Source organism: Streptomyces sp. CB01201 (assembly GCF_002803085.1).
GTDB lineage: Bacteria > Actinomycetota > Actinomycetes > Streptomycetales > Streptomycetaceae > Streptomyces > Streptomyces hundungensis.
Genome location: NZ_NNBJ01000014.1, coordinates 175088 through 201941, shown reverse-complemented (window position 1 = coordinate 201941; position 26854 = coordinate 175088). Strand labels below are relative to the sequence as shown.

Here is a 26854-nt window from a genome sequence, read left to right as displayed (position 1 = left end):
GTTGGCAGGCGGCCCGTCGCACCGTCGCTACGTCTGGAAGGAATCGCTCCGTCATGGCTGAGGAACAGGACACGGAACTGCGGGAGCGCAAGGAGCGCGAGAAGAACGAGCTGTACGCCCTCGACATCTCCGGGGTCGAATGGCACAGCGCTCCCGGGACGTCGGAGGACGAGGAGCGGGTCGAGATCGCCTATCTGCCGGCCGGAGCCGTGGCGATGCGGTCCTCCGTGGACCCGGACACGGTGCTGCGGTACACCGAGGCGGAGTGGCAGGCGTTCGTACTGGGCGCGCGGGACGGGGAGTTCGACCTGGAGCCGTCCGTGCGCAACGGGGGCCTCGAAGCGCCGTCGGAGTAGCGGGGCGAAGGGGCGGGGCGAAGGGGCGGGGCGAAGGGGCGGGGCCGGACGCCGGCGCGCGCACCGGCGCCGAACGGGGGCGGGCGCCTCCCGCGCGGGCCCACCCCGTCCCGGTATCGCTGTCCCGGCATCGCTCTCCCGGTATCGCTCTCCCGCACTCCCCTACTGGTGGAAGTAGCCGGCCGCCTTGCGGTCACCGGCCCGGTAGGTCGGGCCTGCCTCGGCGACGGCGTCGCCGATCTGCTTCAACGACTGCTGGACCACCTGGGCATCCCTGTCCCAGCCCTGCTGTTCCGCCGCGAAGGCAGTCTGGGCCTCGCCGTGCCAGTTCTGAGCGGCCGTCTTGACCAGCCGGTTGATCTCGTCGAGGTCCTGTTGGAGCTTGGCGGCCTGGGCCCTGATGGCGATGACCGCCTCGTCGAGGCTCCCGTACGTGACACCGAGGACGTCGTCGCTGTAGTTGGGCATGGCTTCCCCTGTCTTTCTGCTGTCTTCGTGCTGTCTTTCCGACGAGTGCGCGCTCGTGGTGGGCCGTGCTGCCCCCCGGGCCCGCTGGGGCCCGTTCGACCGGCTAGTACGTGCTGAGGCTGGAGGTCATCGCGGCCGTGGCTCCCGCGTCACCGCTGTATCCGTCCACGACGTCGACGCCCATGAGCGCCCGGTGGACCTCGTGGTCGATGTCGCCCTTGCCGGTGCGCGTCGCCTTCATCGCCTCAAGGAACCGCAGCAGCCGGTGGCCGATGCTGGCCATGCTGTTGTTGATCTCCGTCTGCTTTTTGTTGAACGCACCGGCACCGATGCCCTCCCAGGCGCCCTCCAGTTGGTCGATCACGCCTTGCAGGGACTTGAGCTGGCCCTTCACCGAGTCGAATTTGTGAAGGATCTGGGTTTCGAGATGCTTCATCTCGCTGTCTGTTACCAGCTGGTCCTTCGACATGTGCGGTTTCCTTTCGGTTGGTCAAGCGGCGCTGAGGCGAATGGCTGTGGCTTGTCGGTCGTGGTGCGGTTATGCGCCGCGCCGCCGGCTCCTGATCGCGGCGGCGACGCCGCCCCCGATCGCGATGAGCCCGGCGACGACTCCGCCGATGGCCCAGGGGGTGTTGCCCCCGCCGTCGCCCTGCTCCTCGCCCTTGGCGACGGGGTCGCTCTTCGGGGGCGCCGACGAGTCGGGCGCGGCCGGGGCGGCCGGGTCGGCCGGGGTGGCGCTGCTTCCCCCCTGCTCCGGCGAGACGGGGTCGGCGTCGGCGGGGCCGGGGTCGATGTCCGGCTTCTCCAGCACGAGGCGGGGTCGGATGAGGCCGTAACCGAGATATTTGCTGGGCGTGTTCCTGTCCCAGGACCGCCCGGCGGTGTCGATCATCGTCCGGAGCACCTGGTCGGCGGTCCAGGTGGGGTGGGCGGACCAGATGAGGGCGGCGGAGGCGGAGGCGATGGCTGAGGCCGCACTCGTGCCCGACGCATTGCAGTACTCCTGAAACGTGGTGTCACACCACGCGAGGGTGTTGAGGCCGGGCGATGCCAGATCGACGTAGTTCCCCGACTGTGAAAACTTTCCAACCGTGCCGCTCGCGTCAGCTGCACCAACACCGACGACTCCGGGAAAAGCTGCAGGGAACTCCAGCACCCCGCCGCTCGTCTCCTCGTCGTTTCCAGTGGCCGCAAACACCAACTTCCCCTTGGATAGCGCGTATTCCACCGCCTCACGCTCGCCGGGTTCCGCTGCGGCCCCACCGAAGGACAGATTGATGATCTTGGCTTCCGAATCAGCCGCTGCCCGGATCCCGACTGCGGCTGAAGCCGTCCTCTTGCGGTCATCCGCGTCTTTCATGGTTTTCATGGCGACACGGAACGGGACGATCTTGGCGTCCGGGGCCAGCCCTTTGATGCCGCCTCCGGCTCCCGTACCAGCAATCAGCTCGGCCATCGTCGTTCCGTGACCCTGATAGTCCGTCGTTGCGCCATAGGACGCGGGCTGCGCAACTTCCTGGCTGAGCACCTGACTTCGCAGGGATGGCGTGTTCGGGTTAACCCCGGTGTCCACAACTGCGACTTTGACGCCCTTGCCGGTGCTGATCTTCCACATATCCGAAGCCCGCATGGAGTCGAGGTACCACTCGCGGGGGGAGTCGCCGTCAGCAAAGGCATGTGAGTCGAGGCCGGAGGCGGCGACCGCCCAAACACCGAGCACCGCGCAGACCGAAGCCACCCGCTCGCGGCTCCGCACGCCGTTCATCGAGTCAGGCTTCTTTCGTCGATTCATTAGTGCCTTCATGCTTTCTGCGTTCTCGCCTGCGCCTAGGTACTGCTCGTATGCGTCACCCCGTCCGGTCAGAGTGACGACTCCTCTGCTTCGCCAGCGGGGTCACCGTCCTGATCGGTCCGCTGATCCTCCGAGTTTCGGTCCCTGTCGCTTCTCACTCTCCCCACCAGACCAGTGCCGCCTCGGCTGAAGCCGTTGCGGGCAGCGCGAGCACCCGAGGTTCTGCCTTGCGGTTTGCCGACCACGCCATCGGCGTTGCTGATGGAAGGCGCCCCATTTGCAGGCGACGGCCTGGTCGCCCCGATCACGCCACGTTGGATAGAACGGCGCGCCTGCGAGGAACTCGCTGCGCCTTCGCCACCCACGACCGCGCCCCTCGGCGACCGCGAGGCGGCAGACCCCGGGGAGGCTGCGGTCGGTCGCCCACCAACAACACCTCCACCCCGGCCCGCGGCCATCGGGCTTGTTGTCCCACCACGAGGCCCGGACATTTCGCTGAATCGCGGACTGCCTCCCGCAACTCCACGCGCCATGGGCATTTCGCCCTTCGCGCGACCTCCCCCTTGAACCTCGTTTGGTGATGGTCCTCCCGCTCGGCCAAGAGGTGTCGCCACCCCTCGCCCGGATGCAGCCGACGGGCCGGCGACGGAGTGCACCGGCTCGCGGAAACCACTACCGGCGGGACCGAGAGCCCTGGCAGCGCCACCGGTGACGGGCATCAGTGACTCGCCAAGGACGGATGGCAGACCGCTAACAGCGGGAGGAGCCTCAGGGACGGAAGGCGGCTGAGAGGCCACCGCGGGGGCCGATGTCGGCACGGAGGGTGCGACAACGCTGTTGAGTTCGGTCCTTGTCGGCGGCTCCATCGGGAAGGCTGCCGAGGAGGCCGAGGTGGCCACTTGATGTTCGAACCGACCTACCCGATCAGCAAGATTCTGCACCTGGCTCTGCGGCTGCGAAGAGCGCTCATCCGGGTGATGAACAATCCGAGTTCGGTCGACCGAAGGACTGAGGGGCGTCGGCCTGTCCGACTCCCGCGGCTCGTTCCCGAAGCCCGGCTCGGGCTGCGGCACCCCCACCACCGGCATCGACTGAAAGACAGGCGGCTGCTGTGCGGCCAGCGTCTGCTCCGAGACGGTGTAGAACGACGACAGGCGGTTCATCTGGTTGATCGCCTCCTGGCGATCCTTCTCCACCCGCACCGCCGCCTCGTACTCCGCGTTCCCCGCGACCCTCTTCATCGCCGGAAGGTCCGTCGCCCTGACCGGCTCGGCGCGGAGGTCGCGGGGTGGCATCGCCTGGCGGACGGACGCGAGGCCTGTGCCGGCCGCGCTGATTTGGGCGGCGGCCGTGCCGGCGAAGTCGGCCAGGTCCCTGGCGTGGTTGGCGAGGTTCTTGCCCCAGTCGCGGAAGGCGTTGCCCGCCTGGCCTTCCCAGGCGACGCGGGCGATGTCCTTGCCGAGGGCGCCGGCCGCCTCGTGGATCGCTTCGCAGGCGGCAAAGAGCGCCTCCCCCGCACTGGTCAGGTGCTCCGGCTTGGCGTGCTCCACCAGGTCGATCATTTCGTTGAGCCGGTGGCTCTCGAAATCGGTGGTGCCGAAGAAGCGCGGTGACCCACCGAAGGGGAACATGCCGGCCAGCGCCTGTGACGCCTCCGTGGTGGTGTCGGTGACACCCACCTGCCGACTGACGCGCTGCTGCTCCGTGAGCGGCGGTGCCTGCGGCGAGGAGGGCTGCGGCTTCTTGTCGGTCATCGCTACCACCCCGTCCGTGACGTCTTGTCGTCGGTGCGCTCGGTGTCCGGGTGCCCGGCCTTCGCGCGCTGCGCCGCGTCCGCGTCGTAGTCGATCTTGGACTGGATCGCCCAGAAGCGCTGCCGCGTCTCCTCGTCCAGGTTGTCGAACCCGACGTCCGCCCCGTGCACGGCGATCCCCATCGCCTCGATCTGGAGGCCGAGCGACTTCGACAGCGAGGTCAGGTGTTCGTGGACGCGGTGGTACTGGGTGTGGAGGCCGTCCGCCTCGGGGAACGCCGCGCCCCCGGCGCTGAAGGACGCGCGGGGGATCTGCTGGGACGCGAGCTTCGTGGGGCTGCCGTGCGAGTCCTCGAAGGTGGTGAGCACTGTGTCCACGCGGCCCTTGAAGGTCTTCAGTGCCTCCAAGCCGCGGCTGAGGTCGGCCGTCATTGCGGCCGCCTGCCCGTGCCGGCAGGACGACGTCTCATGACACTCCTCCCCGCTGCGCCGGAATTCCCGCTCGCTACCGTGCAATTCGGCCGGATCGGGAGGTGGTCGTCACTCATCATCGACACCGTTTAACACACCGCAGTCACTTTGACCAACGCTCGTCCCGCGTCCAACAGGCCATTGGTGGAGTCAAGTTGACGCGGTACGCACGGTTACGTGTCGCTCGGACGACTCCGTCCTGGCGGTCCCATCGGTTCGCCAGTTCGCCAGTTCGCTCAGTTCGCTTAAAGAGATGAGGAGTTGGGGTGCGGCGCACGAGTCCTTCTACTCAGGTCCTTCCTCCCGCCGGCTCCTGCGCCGCGCGTCCCGGAGTGCCACCGCCGCCCCGCCCAGTGCCGCCGCCAGCACCGCCGCCCCGACCGCGACGTACGTCGCCAGGCGCCGCGTGCGCTGTTCGTCGGTCTCGCCGAGCTGGAGGGCGGCGGGGGTGGGCAAGCGGGCGGGGGTGACGCCCTCGTGGGCGAGGGGGGTTTCCAGGGGGTGGTCGTCCTCGGTGAGGGCGCGGACCGGGTCGACGACGCCCCAGCCGACCAGGCGGTCGTGCCCGGCGATCGAGCGTTCCGCGGTCTGCTGGATCTGCGTGACGATCTCGCGCTGGGTCCACTTGGGGTGCTTGGCCTTGATGAGCGCCGCCACCGCGGCGACGTAGGGCGCCGAGAAGCTCGTGCCGCTGTCGGCGCAGTGGCCGCCGCCGGGCACGGTGGAGACCATGTCGACGCCGGGCGCGGCCACGCCGACGAACTCGCCGGACTGCGAGAAGGCGGCCCGCTCGTTGTTGCGGTCGGACGCGGCGACCGCGAGCACGCCCGGGAAGGAGGCCGGGTAGGTCCGCTTGACGTTGCCGCCGAGGCCGTCGTTGCCCGCCGAGGCGACCACCACGATCTGGTGGGCCAGGGCCGAGTCGACCTCCTGCCGCAGGGAGCCCGCGGGCTCCACCGCGTTCGCCGTGTCCTGGGAGATGTTGATGACTTCGGCGCCGGCGTCGATCGCGTAGCGGATGGATTCGGCCAGGGTCTGCGCCGTGCCGTGGCCGTCGGCGTCGTTCTGCTGGACGGGGATGATCGTCGCGTCGGGGGCGAGGCCCACGAAGCCCGTGCCCTTGGCGGGGCGGGCCGCGATGATCCCGGCGACCTTCGTGCCGTGTCCGACGGTGTCGGTCGTGCCGTTCTCGGCGCCGCGCGGGAGCGGCCGCCTGTCGGAGTCCCTGAGGCCCCTGGGCAGGGAATTCTTGCCCCTGGAGGCGTCGACGGCCGCGGTCAGTTGGGGGTTTTTCGTGTCGACGCCGGTGTCGATCACGGCGACCTTCACGTTCTTGCCGGTCGACTGGTGCCACAGCTCGTCCAGGAGTACGCGCTGGAGCGCCCAGGGGCGGCCGGCGTACGGCTTGGCGGGAAAGGTGCACTGGTCGCTGCCGCCGCCGTCGGCGGGTGCGGCGGGGGTGGCGGCCGCGGGCGACGCCAGCACGGTCAGGGTCGCCGCGGCGGACAGGGCAACGGACTTGAGGGCGTACGCCATGACCGTGCCGCCCCCTCAGGAGCCCTGGGGCCACCGGGCCGCCCCGGTGGACAGGCGGGGCCCGGTGGGCAGGAGGGCGGACCAGCTCATGGGGATGGGCGCCGGCTCGGACGTGGCATAGCCGAGCCGGGTCTGGGCCTGCTGGGCCTCCTGGTCGAGCTGCTTGCGCTGATCGGCGTTGAGTCCGGCGCCCGCGTCGCCGTCGGCGCTGTCGCCGTTGGACTGCATGGCGTAGCGCAGGCCGGTGTCCGTCACCAGGAAGACGCCGCCCGCCGTGGCCTGGGCGCCCTGGACCTGGCGGAAGAGCTGGCCGGAACCGGGCGTCACGTAGGCGCTGCTGGAGCCGGCGGGCAGCGGTGCGGGGAAGTCGGCGCCCGCCCACGTGCTCATGGTGGTGGCCCCGTTGTCCTTGTCGACGTCGCGCAGCACGTTGCAGACGGTGTTGCGGCTGCCGTTCGCCGTGCCCGCGTCGTTGACGGCGACCGGCGCCCGGCGCGGCCAGTTCTCCTGGGCCGCGAACTCGGTCGATTCCGGGGTGAACTGGGCCGCGTTGGTCTCCGTGGCCCGGCCGGTCTTCATGAGGTTGCCGAGCGCACGGCTGCTGAGGAGCAGCTTCGCCGTGAAGTCGGAGACCGGCGCGACCTTGCCCTGCTGGACGAGGTAGTACTGGCTGCCCGCCCCGTTGGGCGCGCGCAGGACCATGCCGATCCTGTCGGCCTCGCGGGCCAGGGTGCCGGGTACGCCGGCGGGGGCGCCGACCTTCCCCTCGACCTTCGGGAATGTGACGGGGTCACCCGAACGGAGGCTCTCCAGCCACTCCTTGGACACCCGCTCGGGCTGCCGGCCGGAGCCGACCAGGGCACGCAGCAGGAGTTCGTCGGAGCCGACCGGGTACTTGGTGCCCTGCGCGTCCACGACGTAGCGGGTCCGGTCCTCGGCTCCCACGACGTAGAGGAGCTGGCCGCCGGTCAGCCGTTCGGTGCCGTCGGTGCGGTTCCTGTCGCGGTCGGCGAAGACGAACGCGGCCTTCTGGATGGCGCGTCCGCCGTCGCCGGGGCGTTCGCACACCGCCCAGCGCTTGGCGGATCCGGCCTCCTCCGGGGAGGGGAGCCGGTCGGGGGCGTAGGGGATGCCGAGGGTGGCGCCGTGCGGCAGCGAGCCCTTGTCGAGTACGGATTCGTCGACCTTGACGACCTGGCCCTTGCCGGGGTCGAGCAGGAGTCTCGCGGACGCCATGTTGAGGACGGGGTGCAGTTCCTTCTTGCCGTCGGTGGTGAGCACCACGTACCGGGTGGTCGACTTGCTCGCGATGATCACCTTCTCGCCGGGTGTGTCCCAGCCCGGCGGCGCGGTGGGCTTGAACATCCCCCACGCTCCGAACGCGGCGAGCAGCACCACCGCCACGACCGCACCCGGCAGCACGGCTCGCAGCGGACGCGGAGCCCCCTCTTCCGATCCCGTCGGCGAGGGCTGGATGAACGATGCGAGCGTGCGACGCTTCGCGAAGGTGTACGCGTTGAGCTCGTCCCGCCGTGATGCCATGAGTGTCCGCGTTCTCCGTTGTCGCCGGGCGGATCCCCCGAGGGCCCGTACCCCGCCCGTCGCTGTCAGACCGGGCCCCTACTATGCCTGTTACGTGATGGTACGTCCGGAGCGAGTAGGGTTGCCGGATCCTCAAGGGCCATACGGGCCAAGGGACTTCGAGGGGCTTCGAGGCGCTTCGAGGGATTTCGGGGGGGTTGACGGATGGTTTCGCCGACAGGGACGCGCTCGCGCTCCCGTAACGGGGCACCCGCGCCGGGCACCGCGGCCGCCCGCTCCGGAGCGCGCACGGAGCCGTCCTCCCCGGCCCCCCGTGCGGCGACCACCGCGGCCGTCGGGGCGGTGACGCTCCACCTCAAGTCCCGTTCCGGGCGCTCCGGTTCGTTCCGGCTGCAACAGCTTGTCCTGATCGAGTCGGCCGCCGCCCTGCTGCTCGCGGCCCGGGCCGTCGGCCCGATGGCCCTGGCGCCGGCGGGCGTCGTCGCGGTGGCCCTGGTACTGCTCGCGGTGGTGCGCCGCCGGGGGCGTTCGCTGCCCGAACTGGTCTGCGCCGCGCGGGCGTTGCGCGCCCGGCGCAAGCGGGCCGGCGAGGTCGTGGTGCCGCCGGGCACGCTGCCCGGGCTCGCCCCGGCAGTGGAGTGCGATCCCACGCTGCGCAGCTACAGCCACGGCGGCCGCGACCGGCGGCCGATCGGGATGATCGGCGACGGCGGCTTCCTCACCACCGTCCTCCAGGTGGAGTCGGACGCGACGGCGCTGCACACCGAGCGGGGTCAACGCCCGCTGCCACTCGCCCTGGTGCGGGACGCGCTGGACGTGGATGACATCCGGCTCGAATCGGCGCAGATCGTGCTGCACACCCGGCCCGCGCCCGCGCTGCGGCTGCCCCAGCAGTCCCTGGCCGTCACCAACTACGCGCCGCTGCACGCCCGGACGGCCTCGCCGGCGGTCCGCATCACCTGGATCGCCCTCAAGCTGAATCCCGAGCTGTGCCCCGAGGCGGTGGCCGCGCGCGGCGGCGGCCTGGCCGGCGCCCAGAAGTGCGCGTCCCGTACCGCACTGCACCTGGCGAGCCGGCTGACCGGGGCCGGTCTGAACGCCACGGTCCTGACCGAGGAGGAGCTCGCGGACGCGGTGGCCACGTCGGCCTGCGCGAACCCGCTGGTCACCGCGGAGGCGGCCCGCGCGGAGACTCCCCAGCAGCGCACCGAGGAGTCGAGCCGGTCCTGGCGCTGCGACAACCGCCGGCACGCCACGTACTGGGTCCGCCGCTGGCCCAGGATCGACACCGGGGCCGGGGCCGGCGGTCTGCAGCAACTCGTGGCCCTGCTCACCGCGGCGCCCGCCCTCGCCACCACGTTCAGCCTGACGATCGCCCGCGCCGGTGCCCGGCAGAGCAGCGTCAGCGGCCACCTGCGGGTGACCGGCCGCAACGAAGCCGAACTGAGCACGGCCCGGCGGGCGTTGGAGAGCTCGGCGCGGGAGGCGAGGGCCCAGCTCGTGGCGCTGGACCACGAGCAGCTGCCCGGCGTGCTCGCCACTCTGCCCTTCGGAGGCGCCCGCTGATGGCCACGACGACACCCGCCCCCGGTCCGCGCCGCGAACCGCGCACCGGCTTCGGCCTGATCGGGCCCCGCCACCGTCGCCACACCCTGTCCACCGACCAGTTGGACGCGCTCGCCCTGCCCATCGGCGACGACGGGGTGGTCGTCGGGGTGGACGCCGCGGGACGGCCCGCGGTGCTCGGGGTGAGCCGGCCAACCGCGTACGACATCGTGTTCATCGGCGGGCTGTGGACGGCCCAGGTGCTCGCACTGCGGGCGGCCGCGACCGGCGTCCGGGTCGCGGTGGAGACCGGCCGGCCGCAGGCCTGGGACCCGTTGGTGCACGCGATCGCCAGCCGGAGCGGCCTGACCGTGCACGACGTGGGCCGGGTGCCGCCGCTCGGCGCCTCGGCCGGCGAACCGGTCCTGGTGGTGCGGGACTGCGGCATGCGTCCGCCGCGCGGCCGGGTGGTCTCGGCGCCCTGGCAGGCGGTGCTGACCCTGCTCCCCTATGTCAGCCCCGTCGCCCCGCGGCTCATCCGTCAGGCGCGGCTCGTCGGTGTGCAGCGGGTCTCGCCGGACGAGGCCGCCCGCACGGGCCGCATCATGAACCTGCCGCGTACGGAACAGGAAGCCCTCCCCACGCTCGCCGACGGGGTGACGCTCTGGTGCAACAAGCACGACCGCACCTTCGCGATGACGCAGGCGACGGACACCGAGACCGGATTGTTGGGGAACGCCCGACGGGTCGACTGACCCCCGCCACAGCAGCGCAAGTTGACCCAATCCAACCGTTTCGCCCCACAAGCTCCGCCTCCTGTCGACCACTTACACGGCACGCATGAGGCGAGGGTGACGAAAGGGACAGGTACTCGGGGCGGCCGGGCCTGCCGCACCACTATTGACGACGATTAGGGTGGGACGGACCGGGGGCAGGGACTCCACGGCGACGCACGCCGTCCGACGTTCCGGACGGCGCGGCGCTCGCGGTGGGGACAGAGGCGGGCGACCGTGCACGACTCCGTGCCCCGCACACGGGGGTTGCCCCGCCCCGGCCCGCACACGTCCAGGAAACCCACGGCCCACGACCCGGTCACAGGCGAAACGAAAGGAAACCGGTGAACAGCGACCAGGACCAGTTCCGCACCGGCGGGAACGCGCGCGACGAGAATCGGTCCGACGCCGATCCCGAGACCACGGGTGAGTTCACCATCGACTACACCCCGCCCGCCTGGTACACCCAGGGTGCACAGGACACCCCGCCCGCGCAGGCTCCGGCCGCACCGGCTCAGGCTCCGGCACCGGCACCGGCACCGGCACCATTCGGCGAGCAGAGCGGGAACGCGGGGGCTCAGCTTCCGCCGCCGCCCCCGCCGACCGGTGCACCGGTCAACGTGCCGAGCCTCCCGGACGACGGCGGCTGGCAGCCGCACTGGGCGACCACGCCGCCGCCTCCGGCCCCCTCGGCGCCGGCCGCTCCCCCGGCCGCCTTCTCGGCACCCGCACCCCCGGCCCCGCCCGCACCCCAGGCTCCGCGCCCGGCGGACGAGGACCAGGCCTTCGGCGGCGGCGACATCGAGAGCGGCGCGACGATGCGGTTCTCACCCACCGCCCTCAAGCGGGAGTTCGAGCAGCTCGAAGCGGCGGCCGCCGCGGCACGCGGCGCATCCGCGCCCGCGCCGACCACGCCCCCGGCTCCGCCCGCCACTTCCCCTGCTTCTGACGTGCCGTCAGCCACCGCGTCGGCGTACGAGCCGATCCCGGCGTCCCCGGCGAGCCCGGCGACCGTGACACCCTCGGCCGAGAACGCCGCCCCCGAGAGCCCCGAAGCCCTCGACGCCTCCGCCGACTCCGGCCATTCGGCCAACTCCGACAGCTCGGACGGCCCGGGCGCTTCGGACGGCTTCGACGATTTCGATCCCTTCAACGAAGGTCCCAACAGGCGTCCCAGCGGCACACTGTCGACCCTGGCCTCCGCGGATGATGCTCCCAAGGCGCCGTCGGCCGCCGACGACGGCGAAGAAGCCGAAGAAGTCGAAGAAGTCGAAGAAGTCGAAGAAGGTGACCTCCGCTCGTCCGGCGACGCGCACGAGAACGCCCGCGACGACGCCCACGACCGTTCCCCCGGCGGCAGCGCGCCGAGCGACAGCCCGGCCGCCCCGGAGCCGGGCCGTCCCCCCTTCGACGCCGAGCACCCCGTCGACGCCACCCCTTCGGACGCCGTCCCCACCGACGCCGTCCCCGCAGACGCCGTCCCCGCAGAGGCCGTCCCCGCAGAGGCCGAAGCCACTCCGGAGCCCACCCCGCCCGCGCCCCTCACGGACGCGGCACCCCTCATCGACGCGGCACCGGTCGCCGACGCCGTGCCGGTCGCGGAGGCGGCCCCCGTCGCGGACGCGGTACCGCCCGTGGATGCCGTCGCCCCGGACGCCCCCGAGGTGGAGCCGCAGGACGCGCCCCCCACCGATCAGCCGTGGGCCGCGTCCGCCGGGCCGCAGCCCGGACTCCCGCCGCTGCCCCCGGCGTTCCAGCCCGCCACGCCCGCCGCCGCGCCCCAGTGGCCGGTACAGCCGCAGGCTCAGGCGCAGCCGGCGCCGGGTCCGTTCCCGGACCGGGCCGCACCGGCAGCCCCCGGGTGGCCGCAGGAGCCCCAGCCCCCACAGCAGGGCGGTTACGGCTTCCCGCACCAGGGTCAGCCAGCCCCGCAGGCCCAACCGGGTCAACCGGGTCAACCGGGTCAACCGGGTCAACCGGGGGTCGTCCCCCAACCGCCCGCACCCAACTCCCCTACGCCACAGGGCAGTTACGGCTTCCCCCACCCGAACCCCGCCCCGAACACCCCTCCGGCCGCCCCCGCCGCCGACACCGCCCCCGCCGCCGAACAGGGTGGGTACGGATTCCCGCAGCCCAACACCGGGCCGAACCCCGCCCCGAACACCCCGCCGGCCGCCCCCGCCCCCGCCCAGCAGGGTGGCTACGGCTTCCCGTACCCCGCCACGCCACCGGCCCAGGCCCAGGCCCAGGCCCCGATCCCGGCCGCACCGCAGCCCGGGTCCGCACCGCAGCCCGGCCCCATGCCCGGCGCCGCGCAGGCCGGTTACGGCTTCCCGCACCCGAACACTCCCCCGGCCCCCGCTGCCGCACAGCAGGGCGGCTACGGCTTCCCGCAGCAGGGTCAGCCCGTACCGCAGGGCGGGCCCATACAGGGGCAGCCCGCCCCGGCGCAGCCGGGTCCGCAGGGGCCCGTCGACCCGCACGCCCAGCCGGCGCCCCCCGCGCCGCCCGTCGACCCCCGGTCCGGTACGGCCTGGCCCGCGCCGATCGCGCACGACCAGCGGGAGCGGTCGAACCCGGGCGCTCCGCTCGGGTACACGGCCGCCGTCGAGCTGTCCTCCGACCGGCTGCTGCGCAACAACAAGCCGAAGGCGAAGAGCAGCCGGGGCCCGGCAGCCGGGGCCTCGCGCTTCAAGCCCGGCGCCAAGAAGGAGGAGGCGGCCAGGCAGCACAAGCTCAACCTGATCCGGACGCCGGTCCTGTCCTGCTACCGGATCGCTGTCATCTCCCTCAAGGGCGGTGTCGGCAAGACGACCACGACGACCGCGCTCGGCGCGACCCTGGCCACCGAGCGGCAGGACAAGATCCTGGCGATCGACGCCAACCCCGATGCCGGCACGCTCGGCCGCCGGGTGCGTCGTGAGACCGGGGCCACCATTCGCGACCTGGTCCAGGCGATCCCGTACCTCAACTCGTACATGGACATCCGCCGGTTCACCTCGCAGGCGCCGTCCGGGCTCGAAATCATCGCGAACGATGTCGACCCCGCGGTGTCCACGACGTTCAACGACGAGGACTACCGGCGCGCGATCGACGTCCTCGGCAAGCAGTACCCGATCATCCTGACCGACTCGGGAACCGGTCTGCTGTACTCCGCGATGCGCGGGGTGCTCGACCTCGCCGACCAGTTGATCATCATCTCGACGCCGTCGGTGGACGGCGCGTCCAGCGCCTCGACCACGCTCGACTGGCTCTCGGCACACGGCTACGCCGAGCTGGTCCAGCGTTCCCTCACCGTCATCTCCGGCGTCCGCGAGACCGGCAAGATGATCAAGGTGGACGACATCGTGCAGCACTTCCAGACGCGTTGCCGCGGTGTGGTCGTGGTGCCGTTCGACGAGCACCTGTCGGCGGGCGCCGAGGTGGACCTCGACATGATGCGGCCCAAGACCCGGGAGGCGTACTTCAACCTCTCGGCGCTGGTGGCCGAGGACTTCGTACGCGCCCAGCAGCAGCAAGGGCTGTGGACGGGGGACGGTCTCAACCCGCCGCCGCACATGGCCCCGCCGATGCCGGGCCGGCAGGGGGCTCCCGCCCAGCCGTTCCCCGGCCAGGCACAGCCCCAGCCCGGCGCGGCCCAGCCGGGGCCCTACCCCGGACAGCCCCAGCCGGCCCCGGGTCAGCCCGCGCCGGGGCAGCCGTTCCCGCAGCAGGCGCCGCCCGGCCGGCCCTACCCGGGTCAGCCCTATCCCGGCCAGCCGTACGGGACCCAGCCCGCCCCCTCGGGACAGCCGGGGCAGCCCGGTCAGCCGGGCCAGATGCCCATGCCCCAGCCGGGGCAGATGCCCGCGCCCCAGCCGGGGCAGCCCGCCCCCGGCCAGCCCTACCCCAACGCCCCGCAACCGCCCGCCGGTTGGCAGCCTCAGCCGCCGCAGCCGCAGACGGGTGAGGACGGCGGCGATCACGCTCCGCAGCCGCCGTCAGCTCCGCAACAGTAGAGCGGCCCAGGACTGGACCAATGAGGGCCCGCACCGTGGAAACGGTGCGGGCCCTCTGGTGTTTTCGCAGACCACATGGCCCGCGAATGGCCTGCGATGCCTCGTTGACACGTCTAGACCACGCTGATAGACCTGCGCCCAAACCGGCCACCACCTCCTGTTCGACCGGCGCTCCGCCGGCGCTCAACCCTGCTTTTCCGTGCGAGTGATGACGCGAGGTCACCGTCCATGGCAAGAACAGTCCCGTCGCGCGACACCCCCCGACCGTCGCGGCCCGGCCGCCGGGTGGCCGTGGGAGTCGCCGTCCTGGCGCTGACCGCCACGGCCGCGCTCCCCGCCCGGGGCGCGGCGGGCGACGACGCCAAGGGCGGTGAGAAGGTGCTCACCGTCGCCGTCTCCCAGAGCGTCGACTCGCTGAGCCCCTTCCTCGCCCAGCGGCTGATCAGCACCAGCGTGCACCGGCTGATGTACGAGTACCTGACGGACTACGACGCCAAGGACGGCCGTGCGGTCCCGGGGCTCGCCACCGCCTGGAACACCTCACCGGACAAGCTGACCTGGACGTACACGATCCGTACGGACGCGAAGTGGTCGGACGGCCGGCCGGTCGGCGCCGAGGACGCGGCCTGGACGTTCAACAAGATGATGAGCGACCGGGGGGCCGCGACCGCGGGCGGCAGTTTCGTGGCGAACTTCAAGAGGGTCACCGCCCCCGACCCGACGACTCTCGTCGTCGAGCTCAAGCGGCCCCAGGCGACCATGACCGCCCTGGACGTGCCGATCGTGCCCCGCCACGTGTGGGAGAAGGTCGGCGACTTCACCACGTTCAACAACGACCGGCGGTTCCCCGTCGTCGGCGACGGGCCGTTCGTCCTGACCGACTACAAGGTCGACCAGTACATCAAGCTCAGGCCCAACAAGAGTTTCTGGCGGGGTGCGCCCCGCTTCGACGAGCTCGTCTTCAAGTACTACAAGGACAATGACGCCGCGGTCTCGGCGCTCCGCAAGGGCGAGGTGTCCTTCGTCTCCAACTTGACCCCCGCGCAGGCAAGTTCACTGAAGTCGGCCGGCCACATCAAGGTCAATGACGCCCCCGGCCGGCGCTTCTTCGCGCTCGCCACCAACCCGGGCGCGCAGTCCAGGGACGGCACCAGGTTCGGCGACGGCAACCCGGCGCTGCTCGACCCCGGGGTGCGCCGGGCCCTGTTCGCCTCGATCGACCGCAAGATGCTGGTCGACAAGGTCTTCCAGGGGCACGCCGTCGAGGGCGAGGGCTATGTCCCGCCCCGGTTCGCCGACTACTTCTGGCGGCCGGCCCCGGACCAGAAGATCGCGTACGACCCGGCGCAGGCGGCCGCGCTGCTCGACCGGGCGGGCTACCGCACGGGCCCCGACGGCCGGCGGGCCGGCCCGGACGGCAGGCCGCTCGGCCTGCGGCTGCTGTGCCATGCCATCGACCCCAACGACAAGGCGGTGGCCAAGTACCTCCAGGAATGGTGGGCCGCGCTCGGCATCGGACTCACCGTGGACTGCGTCGACAACGTCACCGACCCCTGGATGTCCGGCGAGTACGACCTGGCCCTCGACGGCTACTCGGTGAGCCCCGATCCGGACTACGTCCTGTCCATCCACACCTGCGCGGCGCGGCCCGCCACCCCGAAGGCGACGGGGCAGACGGACGACTTCGTCTGCGACCGGCCGTTCGACGAGCTGTATGCGAAGCAGTTGGCCGAGTACGACACCGCCAAGCGGGCGGACCTGGTCAAGCGGATGGAGTCGCGGCTGTACGACACCGGGTACATCAACGTCATGGCGTACCCCAACGCGGTCGAGGCGTACCGCACGGACCAGATCGAGTCGATCACCACGATGCCCGAGGCCGCGGGCAACATCTACGGTCAGGACGGCTACTGGAGCTGGTGGTCGGCGGTCCCGGCGAGCGGCTCGGCCGCGCAGCCGGGCGGTGGCTCCCCGGCGGGTGCCGTCCTCGGCAGCGTGGCGGGCGTGACCGTGCTCGCCGGGATCGGTTCCTTCCTCGTGCTGCGCCGCCGGGCCGGCGCCGACGACCGCGAGTAGGCCATGACGACAGCGAGTCCGGCAGACACCCCCGCGGTGGTCGCCGAGGCGCACACCGGGCCGCGGGGGCGCCGGTTCGCGGCCACGGGCCGGGCGCTCACCTCCGCGCGCTATGCCGGCGGCAAGCTGGCCGGGGCGGTGGTGTCCCTGTTCGCCGTCCTGGTCACCAGCTTCTTCCTGTTCCGGATCATCCCCGGCGACCCGGTCCGTACGATGACGCACGGCCGCCAGGTCTCGGCCGAGCAACTGGCTTATCTGCGCGGCCAGTTCGGGCTCGATCTGCCGCTGTGGCAGCAGTTCACGCGCTACTGCGGCGGTGCGCTGACCGGGAACCTGGGCACCTCGTACCAGTTCCACGCGCCGGTCGGCCCGCTCATCGCGGAGAAGCTCCCGGCGACGCTGCTCCTGACCGGCACGGCCGTCGTCCTGTATTCGGTGCTCGGCATCTGGCTCGGCACCCGCTCGGCCTGGCGCGCCGGCGGGCTCGGCGACCGGTTCCACACGGGCCTCGCGCTGACCCTGTGGTCGGTACCTTCGTTCTGGCTGGGGCTGCTGCTCATCATCACGTTCTCGGTGGGGACGGGCCCGGTCCCGGGGCTGTTCCCGACCGGCGGCATGGAGTCGGGCGACGCGAGGGGCTGGGGCCATGTCCTGGACGTCGCGCACCACCTGGTGCTGCCCGTGACGACCCTGGTCGCGGTGCAGTACGCGCAGACCCTGCTCGTCATGCGGTCCTCGCTGCTCGACGAGATGGGCGGTGACTATCTGACGACGGCCCGCGCGAAGGGGCTGCGCGACGCGCTGGTGCGCCGCCACCACGCCGTGCCCAACGCGCTGCTGCCCACGGTCACGATGCTGTTCATCAACCTGGGCCATGTGGCGGCCGGCTCCATCCTGGTCGAGACGGTGTTCTCCTGGCCGGGCCTGGGCGGCCTGTTCTACCAGGCGCTGAGCGTGCCCGATCTCCCGCTGGTGCAGGGCCTGTTCGTGGTGTTCGCCGGCACGATGATCCTGATGAACCTGCTGGCCGACCTGCTGTATCCGCTCCTCGATCCCCGGGTGGGCCGATGACGACGACCGCGTACCGGACCGGCCCTGCGCCCATGACCAGGACCGCCGTGCACGACGACGAGGCGGGCCGATGACGACGACCGCCGCACCCGGCGGTGGCCGGGCGGCCTCGCCGGCCCGGGCGCGCCGGCGCGATGCGGCGGCCCGGTTCTGGCGCGCGTACCGCACGCGCCGGGCGGGCCTGTACGGTCTGGCGGGCCTCGCCGTCATCGGGCTGCTCGCGCTCACGGCACCGCTCACCGTCGGCGGGGACGTCCAGAGCGTGACGCGTGCGCCCGGTTCCGCGCTGGAGTCGCCCAGCCTTCACTTCCCGCTCGGCACCGACCAGTTCGGGCGCTCGCTGCTCGCCCTGCTGATCTGGGGGGCCAGGATCTCGCTGGCGGTCGGGCTGCTCGCGGCGGCGCTGAGCGTGGCGATCGGCACCCTGGTGGGGATCCTCGCCGGGCACTACGGGGGCTGGCTCGCGACGGCGTTGATGCGGATCACCGACTGGTTCCTGGTGATGCCGACGCTGGTGCTCGCGATCGTGCTCGCGACCGTCATGTCGCACAGCGTCTGGACGGTGGTCCTGGCGATCGGCGTGACGTCCTGGCCGACGACGGCCCGGCTGGTGCGGGCGCAGACCATCGCGGTGGAGTCCCGCCCGTACGTCGAGCGGGCCCGTGCGCTCGGCGGCGGGCACGGCCATGTCATGTCCCGGCATGTGATGCCGAACGTGATGCCGCTGGTCCTCGCGCAGACCACGCTCGGCATCTCCAACGCCATCCTCACCGAGGCGACGCTCGCGTTCCTGGGCCTGGGCGATCCGACGGTGGTCTCCTGGGGCGGGATGCTCCAGGACGCCCGTGAGGCGGGCGCGGTCTCCTCCGGGCACTGGTGGTATCTGGCGCCGCCCGGCCTCGCGATCGCGCTGGTCGCCCTGTCGTTCACGCTGTGCGGCCGGGCCGTGGAGGCCGTGCTCAACCCGAAGCTGGGGGCCTGATGAGCCTGCTGGAGATCAGGGACCTGCACGTCACGTACGGGAACGGGGCGGCGGCCGTGCGCGGTGTCGACCTGACGCTCGCGCCCGGCCGGAAACTGGGCATGGCGGGCGAGTCGGGGTGCGGGAAGTCGACGCTCGCGATGGCGCTGCTGCGGCTGCTTCCGTCGTCGGCGACGATGACCGGCTCGGTGCTGCTCGACGGGGAGGACGTGCTCGGCATGCGGTGGGGGCGGCTTCGGGCGGTCCGCTGGGCGGGGGCTTCCATCGTCTTCCAGGGGGCGATGCACTCCCTGAACGCGGTGCACCGCGTCGGCGACCAGCTCGCGGAGCCGATCCTGCTGCACGGCCTGGCCGGGCCGGACGACGCCCGGGCCCGGGCCCGCGAACTGCTCGAACAGGTCGGGCTGCCCGCCGCCCGCGCGGACGCGTATCCGCACGAGCTGTCCGGCGGCCAGCGCCAGCGCGTGATGATCGCGATGGCCCTTGCCTGCGCCCCCGAGCTGATCGTCGCCGACGAGCCGACGACGGCCCTCGATGTGATGATCCAGGCCCAGATCCTGCGGCTGCTCGACCGGCTCGTGACCGACCGGGGGATCAGCCTGCTGATGATCAGTCACGATCTGGCGGTGCTCGCCGACACCTGCGACCGGCTCGCGGTGATGTACGCGGGCCGCGTCGTCGAGGAGGGCCCGGCGCGCCAGGTCCACGCGGCGGCCCGGCACCCGTACGGCCGGGCGCTGTCCGCCGCCTTCCCCCGGGTCGGCGACCCGGCCTCGCGCCGGGCGCCCCGGGGCCTGCCGGGCGATCCGCCGGACCCGTCCGCGCTGCCGCCGGGCTGCGCCTTCCATCCGCGCTGTCCGGTCGCGATCGGCGTCTGCGCCGTCGACGACCAGCGGCTGCGCGAGGCGGGTCCGGAGCACCGGGCGGCCTGTGTGCACGCCGATCTTCTGCCGAGGAGCACCGCATGACCACCACCACGGCTCCCCTCCTCGCCGCGTCCGCGCTACGCGTCACCTTCCCCGGGCGGCGCGGCGCGGCGCCGGCCCGGGCGGTCGACGGTGTCGAACTCACCGTCGGCGCGGGCGAGATCGTGGCCCTGGTCGGCGAGTCGGGCTGCGGCAAGACGACGCTTGCCCGCACCCTGCTGGGCCTGGTCACCCCGACCGGCGGCACGGTCGTCTTCGACGGCAGCCCGCTCGACCACCACGCCCGCGCCCTCAAGGCGTACCGCAGGCGCGTCCAGTTGGTGCTCCAGGATCCGAGCGGCTCGCTCAACCCCCGGCACACGGTGTACGACGCGGTCGCCGAGGGCCTGCGCATCCACGGATCGCCGGGTGCCGAGCGGGAGTTGGTGGCCGGGGCCCTGTCGCGGGCGGGGCTGCGCCCGCCGGAGCGGTTCTTCCCGCGCTATCCGCACGAGCTGTCGGGCGGTCAGCGCCAGCGGGTGGTGATCGCGGGCGCGCTGGTCCTGGACCCCGAACTGATCGTCGCCGACGAGCCGGTGGCCTCCCTGGACGCCTCGGTGCGCGGCGAGATCCTGGCCCTGCTGCTGCGCCTGCGGGACGAACTCGGCCTGTCCGCGCTGGTCGTGACGCACGACCTGGGTCTGGCGTGGAACATCGCGGACCGGGTGGCGGTGATGTATCTGGGCCGCATCGTGGAGACGGGCCCGGTCGAAGACGTCCTGACGAACCCTCAACACCCTTACACCCAGGCCCTGTTGTCGGTCCTGCCGGAGTTCCCCGGCGACCCGGTGGTCCTCACCGGCGAGCCCCCGGACCCCTCCCGCGTTCCGGGCGGCTGCCGCTTCCACGCCCGCTGCCAGGTCCTGGCGTCGGGCGAGGCGGAGCGGGCGGGGGTGGCGGACCGCTGCCGCACCGAGGACCTGCCGGTCCTGGCGGGCGGCCCGGCCGCGCGGGTCGCCTGCCACTGGGCGGCGGCGCGTGCGGGGGCGGTGCCCCCGGCGCCCTAGCCGCGCTCGGCCTCGTACGCCTCGATCAGCTCGCTGGAGCGCTTCACGTCGTTGCCGATCGCTTCGAGGAGGTCCTCGATGGAGTCGAACTTGGCCATGCCGCGCACATAGGCGAGGAAGTCGACGGCGACGTGCAGGCCGTACAGGTCGAGGCCGACGCGGTCGATGGCGTATGCCTCCACCGTGCGCTCGGTGCCGTCGAACTGCGGGTTGGTGCCGACCGAAATGGCCGCGGGCATCCGCTCGTTGTCCGCTGTGAGCCAGCCCGCGTACACGCCGTCCGCGGGGATCGCGGTGTGCGGCAGGGTCTCGACGTTGGCCGTCGGGTAGCCGAGTTCGCGGCCGCGCTGGGCGCCGCGCACCACGACGCCCTCGACGCGGTGGGGGCGGCCGAGGATCTCGGCGGCGCCCTCGATGTCGCCCTCGGCGACCAGGCGGCGGGTCAGCGTGGAGGAGAACGGCTCGCCGCCGCCCGCCTCGCCGCGCACCCGCAGGTCGATGACCTCGACCTCGTAGTCGTAGCCGCGGCCGAGCTCGGCGAGCACCTCGACATTGCCCGCGGCCTTGTGTCCGAAGCGGAAGTTGGGGCCCTCCACGACGAGCTTGGCGTGCAGCTTGTCGACGAGGACCTTCACCACGAAGTCGGCGGCCGACAGCTTGGAGAACTCGCTGGTGAAGGGGAGGATCAGGATCGCGTCGACACCGAGCTGCGCCATCAGTTCGGCGCGCCGGTGGTGCGGGGCGAGCAGCGGCGGGTGGCTGCCGGGGCGCACGACCTCGCTGGGGTGCGGGTCGAAGGTGACCACGACGGACGGTACGCCCAGCTCGCGGGCGCGCTCCACGGCCCGCCCGACGATCAGCTGGTGTCCGCGGTGCACCCCGTCGTAGGAGCCGATGGTGACGACGCTGCGTCCCCAGTCCTGGGGGATGTCCTCCAAGCCACGCCAGCGCTGCACTGTGACCGCTCCTCGAACCCGTGTACGTCGTTGACCCTTACGCGTTATGCAGGTCTAAGACTGCCATGCCCGGCGGCCCGGGATCGCATCGGCATGGGACTGCCCAGCGTCTCCACCGCGCGGCGGGCGCCCGGGCCGACCACCGCGGCCCATTCGTGCGGCGCCTGGATCAGCCATCCGGCGACCTGCGCGGCGAAGCCGGGGACCTCCTCGCACAGCTCGACCAGGCGCCGGTCGAAACGGGCCGCGCCTTCGGGCGTCCGGACGAACAGGAGCCCGGTGCGGTGGACGAGGTCGCGGGTGCGGGCCTCGGCCCGCTCGCCCGAGCCGTGCGCGGCGGCGTCGAGCAGCGCGTCGACCACGGCCGGGTCGCGGGATTCGTAGCGCTCGAAGTCGAGCAGGACGTCGAGCAGCTCGGCGCGCAGCGGGCGCGAGGCGCGGGTGCCGGGGGCGGCGAGCACGGGGGCCAGGGCGCGCCGGACGGGGTGGGCGGGGCCGCGCAGCAGGCTGGTCACCATCGGGAAGAGCACCGCGCGGGCCGCCGGGCCGTAGGCGAGCCGCCGCTCCACGAAGGCGGCCGTCGGCCCGGCGGCCTCCGGGTGGTGCTCGGCGTGTTCCTGTACGAGGGCCGCGGCGCGCCGGGCGAGGGCGGGGGTGTTGATCTCGGCGAGCGCGCCGAGGACATCGGCCGCGTCCGTGCCGGCCTCGTGCAGCCGGGCGCGGAAGGCGGCGAGCACGGGTTCGGGGTGGGTGGTGAGGGCGGTGGCGAGCGCGGCGGCGGGCAGCGCCGGGTCGCCCGCGGTGTAGGCGGCGAGCGCCCGGTCGAGGTAGCGGGCGCGGGTGCCGGGGTCGCGGACCAGGAGTGCGAGGGCCGCGCCGTGCAGGGGCGCGTCCTCGGGGCGGGCGAGCAGCGCGAGGGCCGCGTAGCGCAGGAGGGCGCGGTCGGCGGGGGTGCGGATGCCGAGGGCCACGCGCGGCCCGTGGGCGGCGGCCGCGGCGCGCCGCTCGGGCCGGTCGTCGTGGGCCCAGCGGTCCACGGCCCGGCACAGCGCGGACGGCTCGTCCTCGGCGAGCTGGGTGAGGAGTTCGTCGGCGCGTACGTGGTCGGTCGCCACCAGCGCCTCGGTGAGGTCGTCGACCGCCAGGGCCCGGCGCGCGTACAGCAGGGCCTGGGCCGCCCGTGCGACGGTGGGCCGCACCTCGGTGCCGGGCGCCACCGGCAGCGGCCGTTCGTCGCCGAACCAGCGGCAGAGCAGCGGCTGCACCGTCCGGGGCTCGGCGGCGAGCCGCCGGTCGGCCGCGTCCAGGTAGCGCTCCCAGCCGGGCGCGGCGCCGGGCACCCCGTCGGCCGGCACCAGGCGGCGCAGAAGCTCGAACCTGCCGTCCTCGCCGAGGCGCAGCCGCATCCAGAACCACGGCCCGAACGCGCCGAGCGCGCCCAGGTCGGCGGGGCCGCCCCCGTGCAGGGACCGGTGGCTGATCCGGTCGGCGAGCAGCCGCAGCACTTCCTGGTAGGGCCGGGCGTCGGGGACGCGCAGCAGGGTCTCGGTGAGGAGGTGGACGGCCCACCACTGGGCGTCCGCGAACCGTTCGCCGTCCGCTCCCTTGACCGGCGTCCGGTCGAGGGCGGCCACCAACTCCTTCAGTTTCAGGGCGAGTTGGGTGGAGCCGTGCCGGCTGCCGAGGAGCAGCATGGCCTCCAGTACCGGCCCGATGCGGTGCCGGGGCACCGGCAGGGAGCGCTCGGCGGGGCCGGGCCCCGAGCCGGGCGGGGGCGGTACATGGCCGCCGGGCACCACGGCGCCGTGGGCGTCCCGTGAGGGCAGCCGGACGACGGTCGCCGGGTCGCTCTCGTCGGCCCAGCGGTGCACCAGGGCGTACAGCGCGGCGTCCAGGTCGAGGTGGCCGGCCTGGACCCAGTCGGCGAGCTCCTCGTGCGCGAAGCGGTAGCCGGCACCGGCGGGCACCAGCAGGCCCTCGGTGAGCACCGCGGAGGCCGAGCCGGTCCGCCACGGGAAGATCTCCTCGAACGACTCCCGGTCCAGCTCGCCCTGGCCGGGGCCCAGGCAGCGCCGGGCCGCCTCGTGCACCTGTCCGCCGACGCGGGCCGCGAGCCGGCGCACCGCGCGGCCGCGCACCGGAGGGCGGGCCGAGGCGGCGACGCGCACCGCGATGCGCAGGCACATCAGGTCCAGGTGTGCGGAGAACACCTCCTCGCGGTCCGGCCGCCCCTCGGGCTCGGCGGGCAGCGCGGCGCGCACCTCGGCGAGCAGCCGCAGGGTGAGGGGGTGGCGTGCGTCGCGGTCGCCGAGCGCGCCCTCCGCGATGCCGTAGCGCTCGCGGGCCCGGGCGGCCTCCTTGTGCCCGAGGTCACCGACGCGCACCCCGTCGGGCAGGCGGGGCAGCCGGGCGGGGTGCAGGGCGCCTTCGGGGTAGTGGGCGCCGGCCTGCTCCCAGTGCTCGGGCCGGCAGGCGACGACCAGGCGCGCCCCGGCCGCGCCGAGCCATTCCACCGTCCCGGCGGTCCATTCGGCCAGGCGGTGGGCGAGGACGGGCGGCATCTCCTCGGGACCGTCCAGGAGGACCAGCAGCGGGCGTCGGGCCGCGCGGGCGAGGTGGGCCAGGCGGTCGGGGGTGGCCGCCGGCTCCTCGCCGCGCGCCACCCCGGCGGCGACGATGCGGGCCGCGTGGGCGAGGGCGCGGCCGACGGCGTCCGCGACACAGGTGTCGTCGGCGCGCAGGTCGGCGCCGCGCAGCCAGAGCGTGGGCGCGGGCTCGGCGCCGCGGGCCCGCCGGGCGGCGAGGGCGGCGAGTTCGGTGGTGCGGCCGGTGCCGGGGTCCCCGACGAGCCCGAGCACCAGGGCATCGCCGGTGTCGAAGGCGGCGAACTCCCTTGCCGTGGCGGGCCGTTCGACCGGGTCCTGCCAGGGGCGGGGGCCGCCCGCGGAGCCCACCGAGGTGGCGGTGAGCTGGAGGACGCCGGCCAGGTTGAGGTCGGCGCCGTAGGCGGGCACGGTGGCGGCGTTGCGGCGCAGCAGCTCGGCGAGCGGGCCCTGTTCGGCGCGCAGCGGCACGGCGAAACCGGAGGCCTGGTGGGCCGCGTGCAGCGCGGTGCCGACGACGCCGAGGACGGCGCCGGTGACCGTGTCGACGACGGGTCCCCCGCTGGCCTCGCCGCCGAGCCGCATGGCCTCGCTGCCGGCCGTGCCGATCGCCAACTCCAGTACACCGCCCAGGAGGTGGAAGCGGTCGGTGGCGGTGTAGGTGACGGCCGAGGTGCCGAGCACCCGGGCCTCACGCCAGCCGTGGGCGGCGACGCGCACATAGCTGCCCGGTTCGATTCCGGTGCGCGAGGAGACCGGCAGCGGCGGCACCCCGAGCCCGTCGGTGCGTACGAGGGCGAGGCCCGCTTCGGGCAGGGGCGTGAGGTCGTCGGCCTCGGCGAGCCAGGTGCGTTCGCCGGGGGCGTGCAGCACGACCCGGCTCAGTCCGTCGACGGCCTCGTGACTGGTGACGACGGTCCCCCGGTCGTCGGCGACGAAGCCCGTTCCCCGGGTCCGTCCGGCCAGATCACAGATCCGTACGAGCGTCTTGGCGCCCTCGCCCCCAGCACCGCGTCCCATGTCCGAAACGGTAGTTCTGCGGTGATCCGCCCGAGAAGAAGATCGGGGGAAAGCGCCCCCCTGCGCTCCCGCCCTTCACTCCGAGCGCCTGCCCGTAGGAGTGAATCGCCCGGGCGTCGCGGATAGACCCCCTGCGAGGGGGATCGTGGAGCGGGCCGCGCCGCCCGCTCCACGGTGGCCGGCACGGCCGCTCCACGGTGGCCGGCACGGCCGCTCCACGGCGTGCGGTCGGCGCTCGCTCTCCCCGGTGGCCGGCTCAGCCGAACACGGCCAGGCTCTTGGCCTTGCCCTTCTGGCTCTCGACGAGCGCGAGGAACGTGCCCTCGGGCCCGAACACCCCGACCGGCTTGCCGTTCTCGTACTCGTCCGGCATGTCCAGGCGTACGCCGTTGAGCAGCAGCGCGCCGCGGCGCGCGTCCACGTCCCAGCGGGCGAAGGCGGCGGCCGCGGCCGTCGCCACCGGCATGACCGTGAGCGACTCCTGGAGCTGGTCCAGGGTGCGGGCCGCGTCCAGGCCGTAGGGGCCGACCCGGGTGCGGCGCAGCGCGGTGAGGTGGCCGCCGACGCCGAGCGATGCCCCGAGGTCGCGGGCGAGCGCGCGGATGTAGGTGCCCGAGGAGCAGACGACGGACACGACCAGGTCGACGACGGGGGTGCCGTCCTCGGCGACGGCCTCGCGGACGTCGTAGACGCGGAAGGAGGACACGGTCACCGGGCGGGCCGGGATCTCGAACTCCTCGCCGCCGCGCACCCGCGCGTAGGACCGCTTGCCGTCGATCTTGATCGCGGAGACCTTGGACGGCACCTGCATGATGGCGCCGGTCAGCTCGGCGACGCCCGCGTCGATGCCCTCGCGGGTCACCTTGGAGGCGTCCGTGGACGAGGTGATCTCGCCCTCGGCGTCGTCGGTCACGGTGTCCTGGCCGAGTCGGATCGTACCGAGGTACTCCTTCTCGGTGAGGGCGAGGTGGCCGAGGAGCTTGGTGGCCCGCTCGACGCCCAGGACGAGCACCCCGGTCGCCATCGGGTCGAGGGTGCCGGCGTGGCCCACGCGGCGGGTCTTGGCGATGCCGCGCATCTTGGCCACGACGTCGTGCGAAGTGAAGCCCGACGGCTTGTCGACAATGACAAGTCCGTCGGGCGTCTTTGCTGCGGTGCTCATGCGGAGGCGTCGTCCTCGTCGCCGGGCTTCTTGTACGGGTCGGCGTCACCGGCGAACTGGGCGCCCGAGGACACCTCGCGCACCGCGGCGTCGGAGGCCCGTGCCTTGTCGAGGAGGTCCTCGATGGTCTTGGCGTTCTCGGGGAGCGCGTCCGCGATGAACGTCAGGGTGGGCGTGAACTTGGTGCCGGCGGCGGAGCCGACCGCGGAGCGCAGGATGCCCTTGGCGCTCTCCAGGCCGGCCGCGGCGGCGGCCCGGTCCTCGTCGTCCCCGTACACCGTGTAGAAGACCGTGGCCTCCCGCAGGTCGCCGGTGACCCGGGTGTCCGTGATGGTGACGTGCGTTCCGAGGCGCGGGTCCTTGACGCCACGCAGCAGCTTCTCGGCCACCACCTCCCGGATGAGGTCCGCCAGCTTCTTCGCCCGCGCGTTGTCGGCCACTGGTCCTTCTCCTTCTCAAGCCTTGCTCAGTGTTCAGTCTTCGTCGCTGTGGAGCCTGCGTCTCACCGAGAGCAGCTCCACCTCGGGCCGGCCGGCGACGAGCCGCTCGCACCGGTCGAGTACGTCTGTGAGGTGCCCCGTGTCCCCGGACACCACCGCCAGGCCGATCTCGGCCCTGCGGTGCAGATCCTGGTCGCCGACCTCGGCCGCGCTCACCGCGAACTTGCGCTGGAGCTCGGCCACGATCGGCCGGACGACGGAGCGTTTCTCCTTCAGCGACCGTACGTCGCCGAGGAGCAGATCGAAGGACAGTGTCCCCACATACATGTATGTCCGGA

At 73.0% G+C, this 26854-nt stretch carries 21 protein-coding genes; 9 read left to right on the top strand and 12 right to left on the bottom strand.

Going from position 1 to position 26854, the window contains the following annotated elements:
- Positions 1-53: 53 nt before the first annotated feature.
- On the top strand, positions 54-356 hold the full coding sequence (locus CG740_RS27860) for a DUF397 domain-containing protein (RefSeq protein WP_100578027.1): 303 nt from the start codon (positions 54-56) through the stop codon (positions 354-356).
- Positions 357-518: 162 nt separating this feature from the next.
- On the opposite strand, the gene CG740_RS27855 is transcribed toward CG740_RS27860, so the two are convergent.
- The 7 genes from CG740_RS27855 to eccB form a co-directional block, all read right to left on the bottom strand.
- A complete protein-coding gene (locus CG740_RS27855; RefSeq protein ID WP_100578026.1) occupies positions 519-824 on the bottom strand; it encodes a WXG100 family type VII secretion target in 306 nt (101 codons plus the stop codon).
- Positions 825-927: 103 nt separating this feature from the next.
- Positions 928-1293, bottom strand: a complete 366-nt coding sequence (locus CG740_RS27850; RefSeq protein ID WP_100578025.1) for a WXG100 family type VII secretion target — start codon at positions 1291-1293, stop codon at positions 928-930.
- 69 nt (positions 1294-1362) lie between these two features.
- On the bottom strand, positions 1363-2616 hold the full coding sequence (locus CG740_RS27845) for a S8 family serine peptidase (RefSeq protein ID WP_234376516.1): 1254 nt from the start codon (positions 2614-2616) through the stop codon (positions 1363-1365).
- A 68-nt stretch (positions 2617-2684) separates the two neighbouring features.
- Positions 2685-4370 (bottom strand): hypothetical protein, encoded by a 1686-nt coding sequence (locus CG740_RS27840; RefSeq protein WP_100578023.1) that lies wholly within the window; start codon positions 4368-4370, stop codon positions 2685-2687.
- Between the two features lie 2 nt (positions 4371-4372).
- Positions 4373-4801, bottom strand: coding sequence for a hypothetical protein (locus tag CG740_RS27835; RefSeq protein ID WP_100578022.1), 429 nt, complete (start codon positions 4799-4801; stop codon positions 4373-4375).
- Between the two features lie 324 nt (positions 4802-5125).
- Positions 5126-6376 (bottom strand): type VII secretion-associated serine protease mycosin, encoded by a 1251-nt coding sequence (mycP, locus tag CG740_RS27830; protein ID WP_100578021.1) that lies wholly within the window; start codon positions 6374-6376, stop codon positions 5126-5128.
- 15 nt (positions 6377-6391) lie between these two features.
- Positions 6392-7918, bottom strand: coding sequence for a type VII secretion protein EccB (gene eccB / locus CG740_RS27825; protein WP_100578020.1), 1527 nt, complete (start codon positions 7916-7918; stop codon positions 6392-6394).
- Positions 7919-8122: 204 nt separating this feature from the next.
- On the opposite strand from eccB, the gene eccE reads away from it, so the two are divergent.
- The 8 genes from eccE to CG740_RS27780 all read left to right on the top strand — a co-directional run bounded on the left by eccE (position 8123) and on the right by CG740_RS27780 (position 20335).
- Complete coding sequence (gene eccE / locus CG740_RS27820) at positions 8123-9484, top strand: type VII secretion protein EccE (protein ID WP_100578019.1); 1362 nt, start codon at positions 8123-8125, stop codon at positions 9482-9484.
- The gene (locus CG740_RS27815; protein ID WP_100578018.1) at positions 9484-10218 is read left to right on the top strand and encodes a hypothetical protein; all 735 of its coding nucleotides are present in this window, start codon (positions 9484-9486) and stop codon (positions 10216-10218) included. Before eccE ends, CG740_RS27815 begins: the two co-directional genes overlap by 1 nt.
- Before the next feature lie 362 nt (positions 10219-10580).
- Positions 10581-14234, top strand: a complete 3654-nt coding sequence (locus CG740_RS27805) for an SCO5717 family growth-regulating ATPase (RefSeq protein ID WP_199846594.1) — start codon at positions 10581-10583, stop codon at positions 14232-14234.
- 228 nt (positions 14235-14462) lie between these two features.
- Positions 14463-16310, top strand: coding sequence for an ABC transporter substrate-binding protein (locus CG740_RS27800; protein WP_100578017.1), 1848 nt, complete (start codon positions 14463-14465; stop codon positions 16308-16310).
- A 3-nt stretch (positions 16311-16313) separates the two neighbouring features.
- Positions 16314-17381 carry an ABC transporter permease gene (locus tag CG740_RS27795; RefSeq protein ID WP_100578016.1) on the top strand — a complete coding sequence of 356 codons (1068 nt, stop codon included), beginning with the start codon at positions 16314-16316 and terminating at the stop codon, positions 17379-17381.
- A 70-nt stretch (positions 17382-17451) separates the two neighbouring features.
- A complete protein-coding gene (locus CG740_RS27790) occupies positions 17452-18363 on the top strand; it encodes an ABC transporter permease (RefSeq protein WP_100578015.1) in 912 nt (303 codons plus the stop codon).
- On the top strand, positions 18363-19331 hold the full coding sequence (locus tag CG740_RS27785; RefSeq protein ID WP_100578014.1) for an ABC transporter ATP-binding protein: 969 nt from the start codon (positions 18363-18365) through the stop codon (positions 19329-19331). The genes CG740_RS27790 and CG740_RS27785 overlap by 1 nt, the downstream gene beginning before the upstream one ends.
- Positions 19328-20335 carry an oligopeptide/dipeptide ABC transporter ATP-binding protein gene (locus tag CG740_RS27780; RefSeq protein WP_100578013.1) on the top strand — a complete coding sequence of 336 codons (1008 nt, stop codon included), beginning with the start codon at positions 19328-19330 and terminating at the stop codon, positions 20333-20335. Before CG740_RS27785 ends, CG740_RS27780 begins: the two co-directional genes overlap by 4 nt.
- On the opposite strand, the gene CG740_RS27775 is transcribed toward CG740_RS27780, so the two are convergent.
- The 5 genes from CG740_RS27775 to CG740_RS27755 form a co-directional block, all read right to left on the bottom strand.
- Positions 20332-21291, bottom strand: a complete 960-nt coding sequence (locus CG740_RS27775; RefSeq protein WP_100578012.1) for a bifunctional riboflavin kinase/FAD synthetase — start codon at positions 21289-21291, stop codon at positions 20332-20334. The two genes, CG740_RS27780 and CG740_RS27775, sit on opposite strands and share 4 nt — an antisense overlap.
- Positions 21292-21335: 44 nt before the next feature.
- Complete coding sequence (locus tag CG740_RS27770) at positions 21336-24914, bottom strand: S1 family peptidase (protein ID WP_100578011.1); 3579 nt, start codon at positions 24912-24914, stop codon at positions 21336-21338.
- 256 nt (positions 24915-25170) lie between these two features.
- The gene (truB, locus tag CG740_RS27765) at positions 25171-26076 is read right to left on the bottom strand and encodes a tRNA pseudouridine(55) synthase TruB (protein WP_100578010.1); all 906 of its coding nucleotides are present in this window, start codon (positions 26074-26076) and stop codon (positions 25171-25173) included.
- Positions 26073-26516 carry a 30S ribosome-binding factor RbfA gene (gene rbfA / locus CG740_RS27760; protein ID WP_100578009.1) on the bottom strand — a complete coding sequence of 148 codons (444 nt, stop codon included), beginning with the start codon at positions 26514-26516 and terminating at the stop codon, positions 26073-26075. The genes truB and rbfA overlap by 4 nt, the downstream gene beginning before the upstream one ends.
- 33 nt (positions 26517-26549) lie before the next feature.
- Positions 26550-26843, bottom strand: coding sequence for a DUF503 domain-containing protein (locus CG740_RS27755; protein WP_100578008.1), 294 nt, complete (start codon positions 26841-26843; stop codon positions 26550-26552).
- Positions 26844-26854: the final 11 nt, after the last annotated feature.

Coding starts and splice junctions, on each gene's coding strand:
- CG740_RS27795 (WP_100578016.1), top strand. CDS start 16,314: ATGACGACAGCGAGTCCGGCAGACACCCCCGCGGTGGTCGCCGAGGCG.
- CG740_RS27840 (WP_100578023.1), bottom strand. CDS start 4,370: ATGACCGACAAGAAGCCGCAGCCCTCCTCGCCGCAGGCACCGCCGCTC.
- CG740_RS27845 (WP_234376516.1), bottom strand. CDS start 2,616: ATGAATCGACGAAAGAAGCCTGACTCGATGAACGGCGTGCGGAGCCGC.
- CG740_RS27855 (WP_100578026.1), bottom strand. CDS start 824: ATGCCCAACTACAGCGACGACGTCCTCGGTGTCACGTACGGGAGCCTC.
- CG740_RS27755 (WP_100578008.1), bottom strand. CDS start 26,843: ATGTATGTGGGGACACTGTCCTTCGATCTGCTCCTCGGCGACGTACGG.
- CG740_RS27850 (WP_100578025.1), bottom strand. CDS start 1,293: ATGTCGAAGGACCAGCTGGTAACAGACAGCGAGATGAAGCATCTCGAA.
- CG740_RS27815 (WP_100578018.1), top strand. CDS start 9,484: ATGGCCACGACGACACCCGCCCCCGGTCCGCGCCGCGAACCGCGCACC.
- mycP (WP_100578021.1), bottom strand. CDS start 6,376: ATGGCGTACGCCCTCAAGTCCGTTGCCCTGTCCGCCGCGGCGACCCTG.
- CG740_RS27770 (WP_100578011.1), bottom strand. CDS start 24,914: ATGGGACGCGGTGCTGGGGGCGAGGGCGCCAAGACGCTCGTACGGATC.
- CG740_RS27800 (WP_100578017.1), top strand. CDS start 14,463: ATGGCAAGAACAGTCCCGTCGCGCGACACCCCCCGACCGTCGCGGCCC.
- CG740_RS27835 (WP_100578022.1), bottom strand. CDS start 4,801: ATGACGGCCGACCTCAGCCGCGGCTTGGAGGCACTGAAGACCTTCAAG.
- eccB (WP_100578020.1), bottom strand. CDS start 7,918: ATGGCATCACGGCGGGACGAGCTCAACGCGTACACCTTCGCGAAGCGT.
- CG740_RS27785 (WP_100578014.1), top strand. CDS start 18,363: ATGAGCCTGCTGGAGATCAGGGACCTGCACGTCACGTACGGGAACGGG.
- eccE (WP_100578019.1), top strand. CDS start 8,123: ATGGTTTCGCCGACAGGGACGCGCTCGCGCTCCCGTAACGGGGCACCC.
- CG740_RS27860 (WP_100578027.1), top strand. CDS start 54: ATGGCTGAGGAACAGGACACGGAACTGCGGGAGCGCAAGGAGCGCGAG.
- CG740_RS27780 (WP_100578013.1), top strand. CDS start 19,328: ATGACCACCACCACGGCTCCCCTCCTCGCCGCGTCCGCGCTACGCGTC.
- truB (WP_100578010.1), bottom strand. CDS start 26,076: ATGAGCACCGCAGCAAAGACGCCCGACGGACTTGTCATTGTCGACAAG.
- CG740_RS27790 (WP_100578015.1), top strand. CDS start 17,452: ATGACGACGACCGCCGCACCCGGCGGTGGCCGGGCGGCCTCGCCGGCC.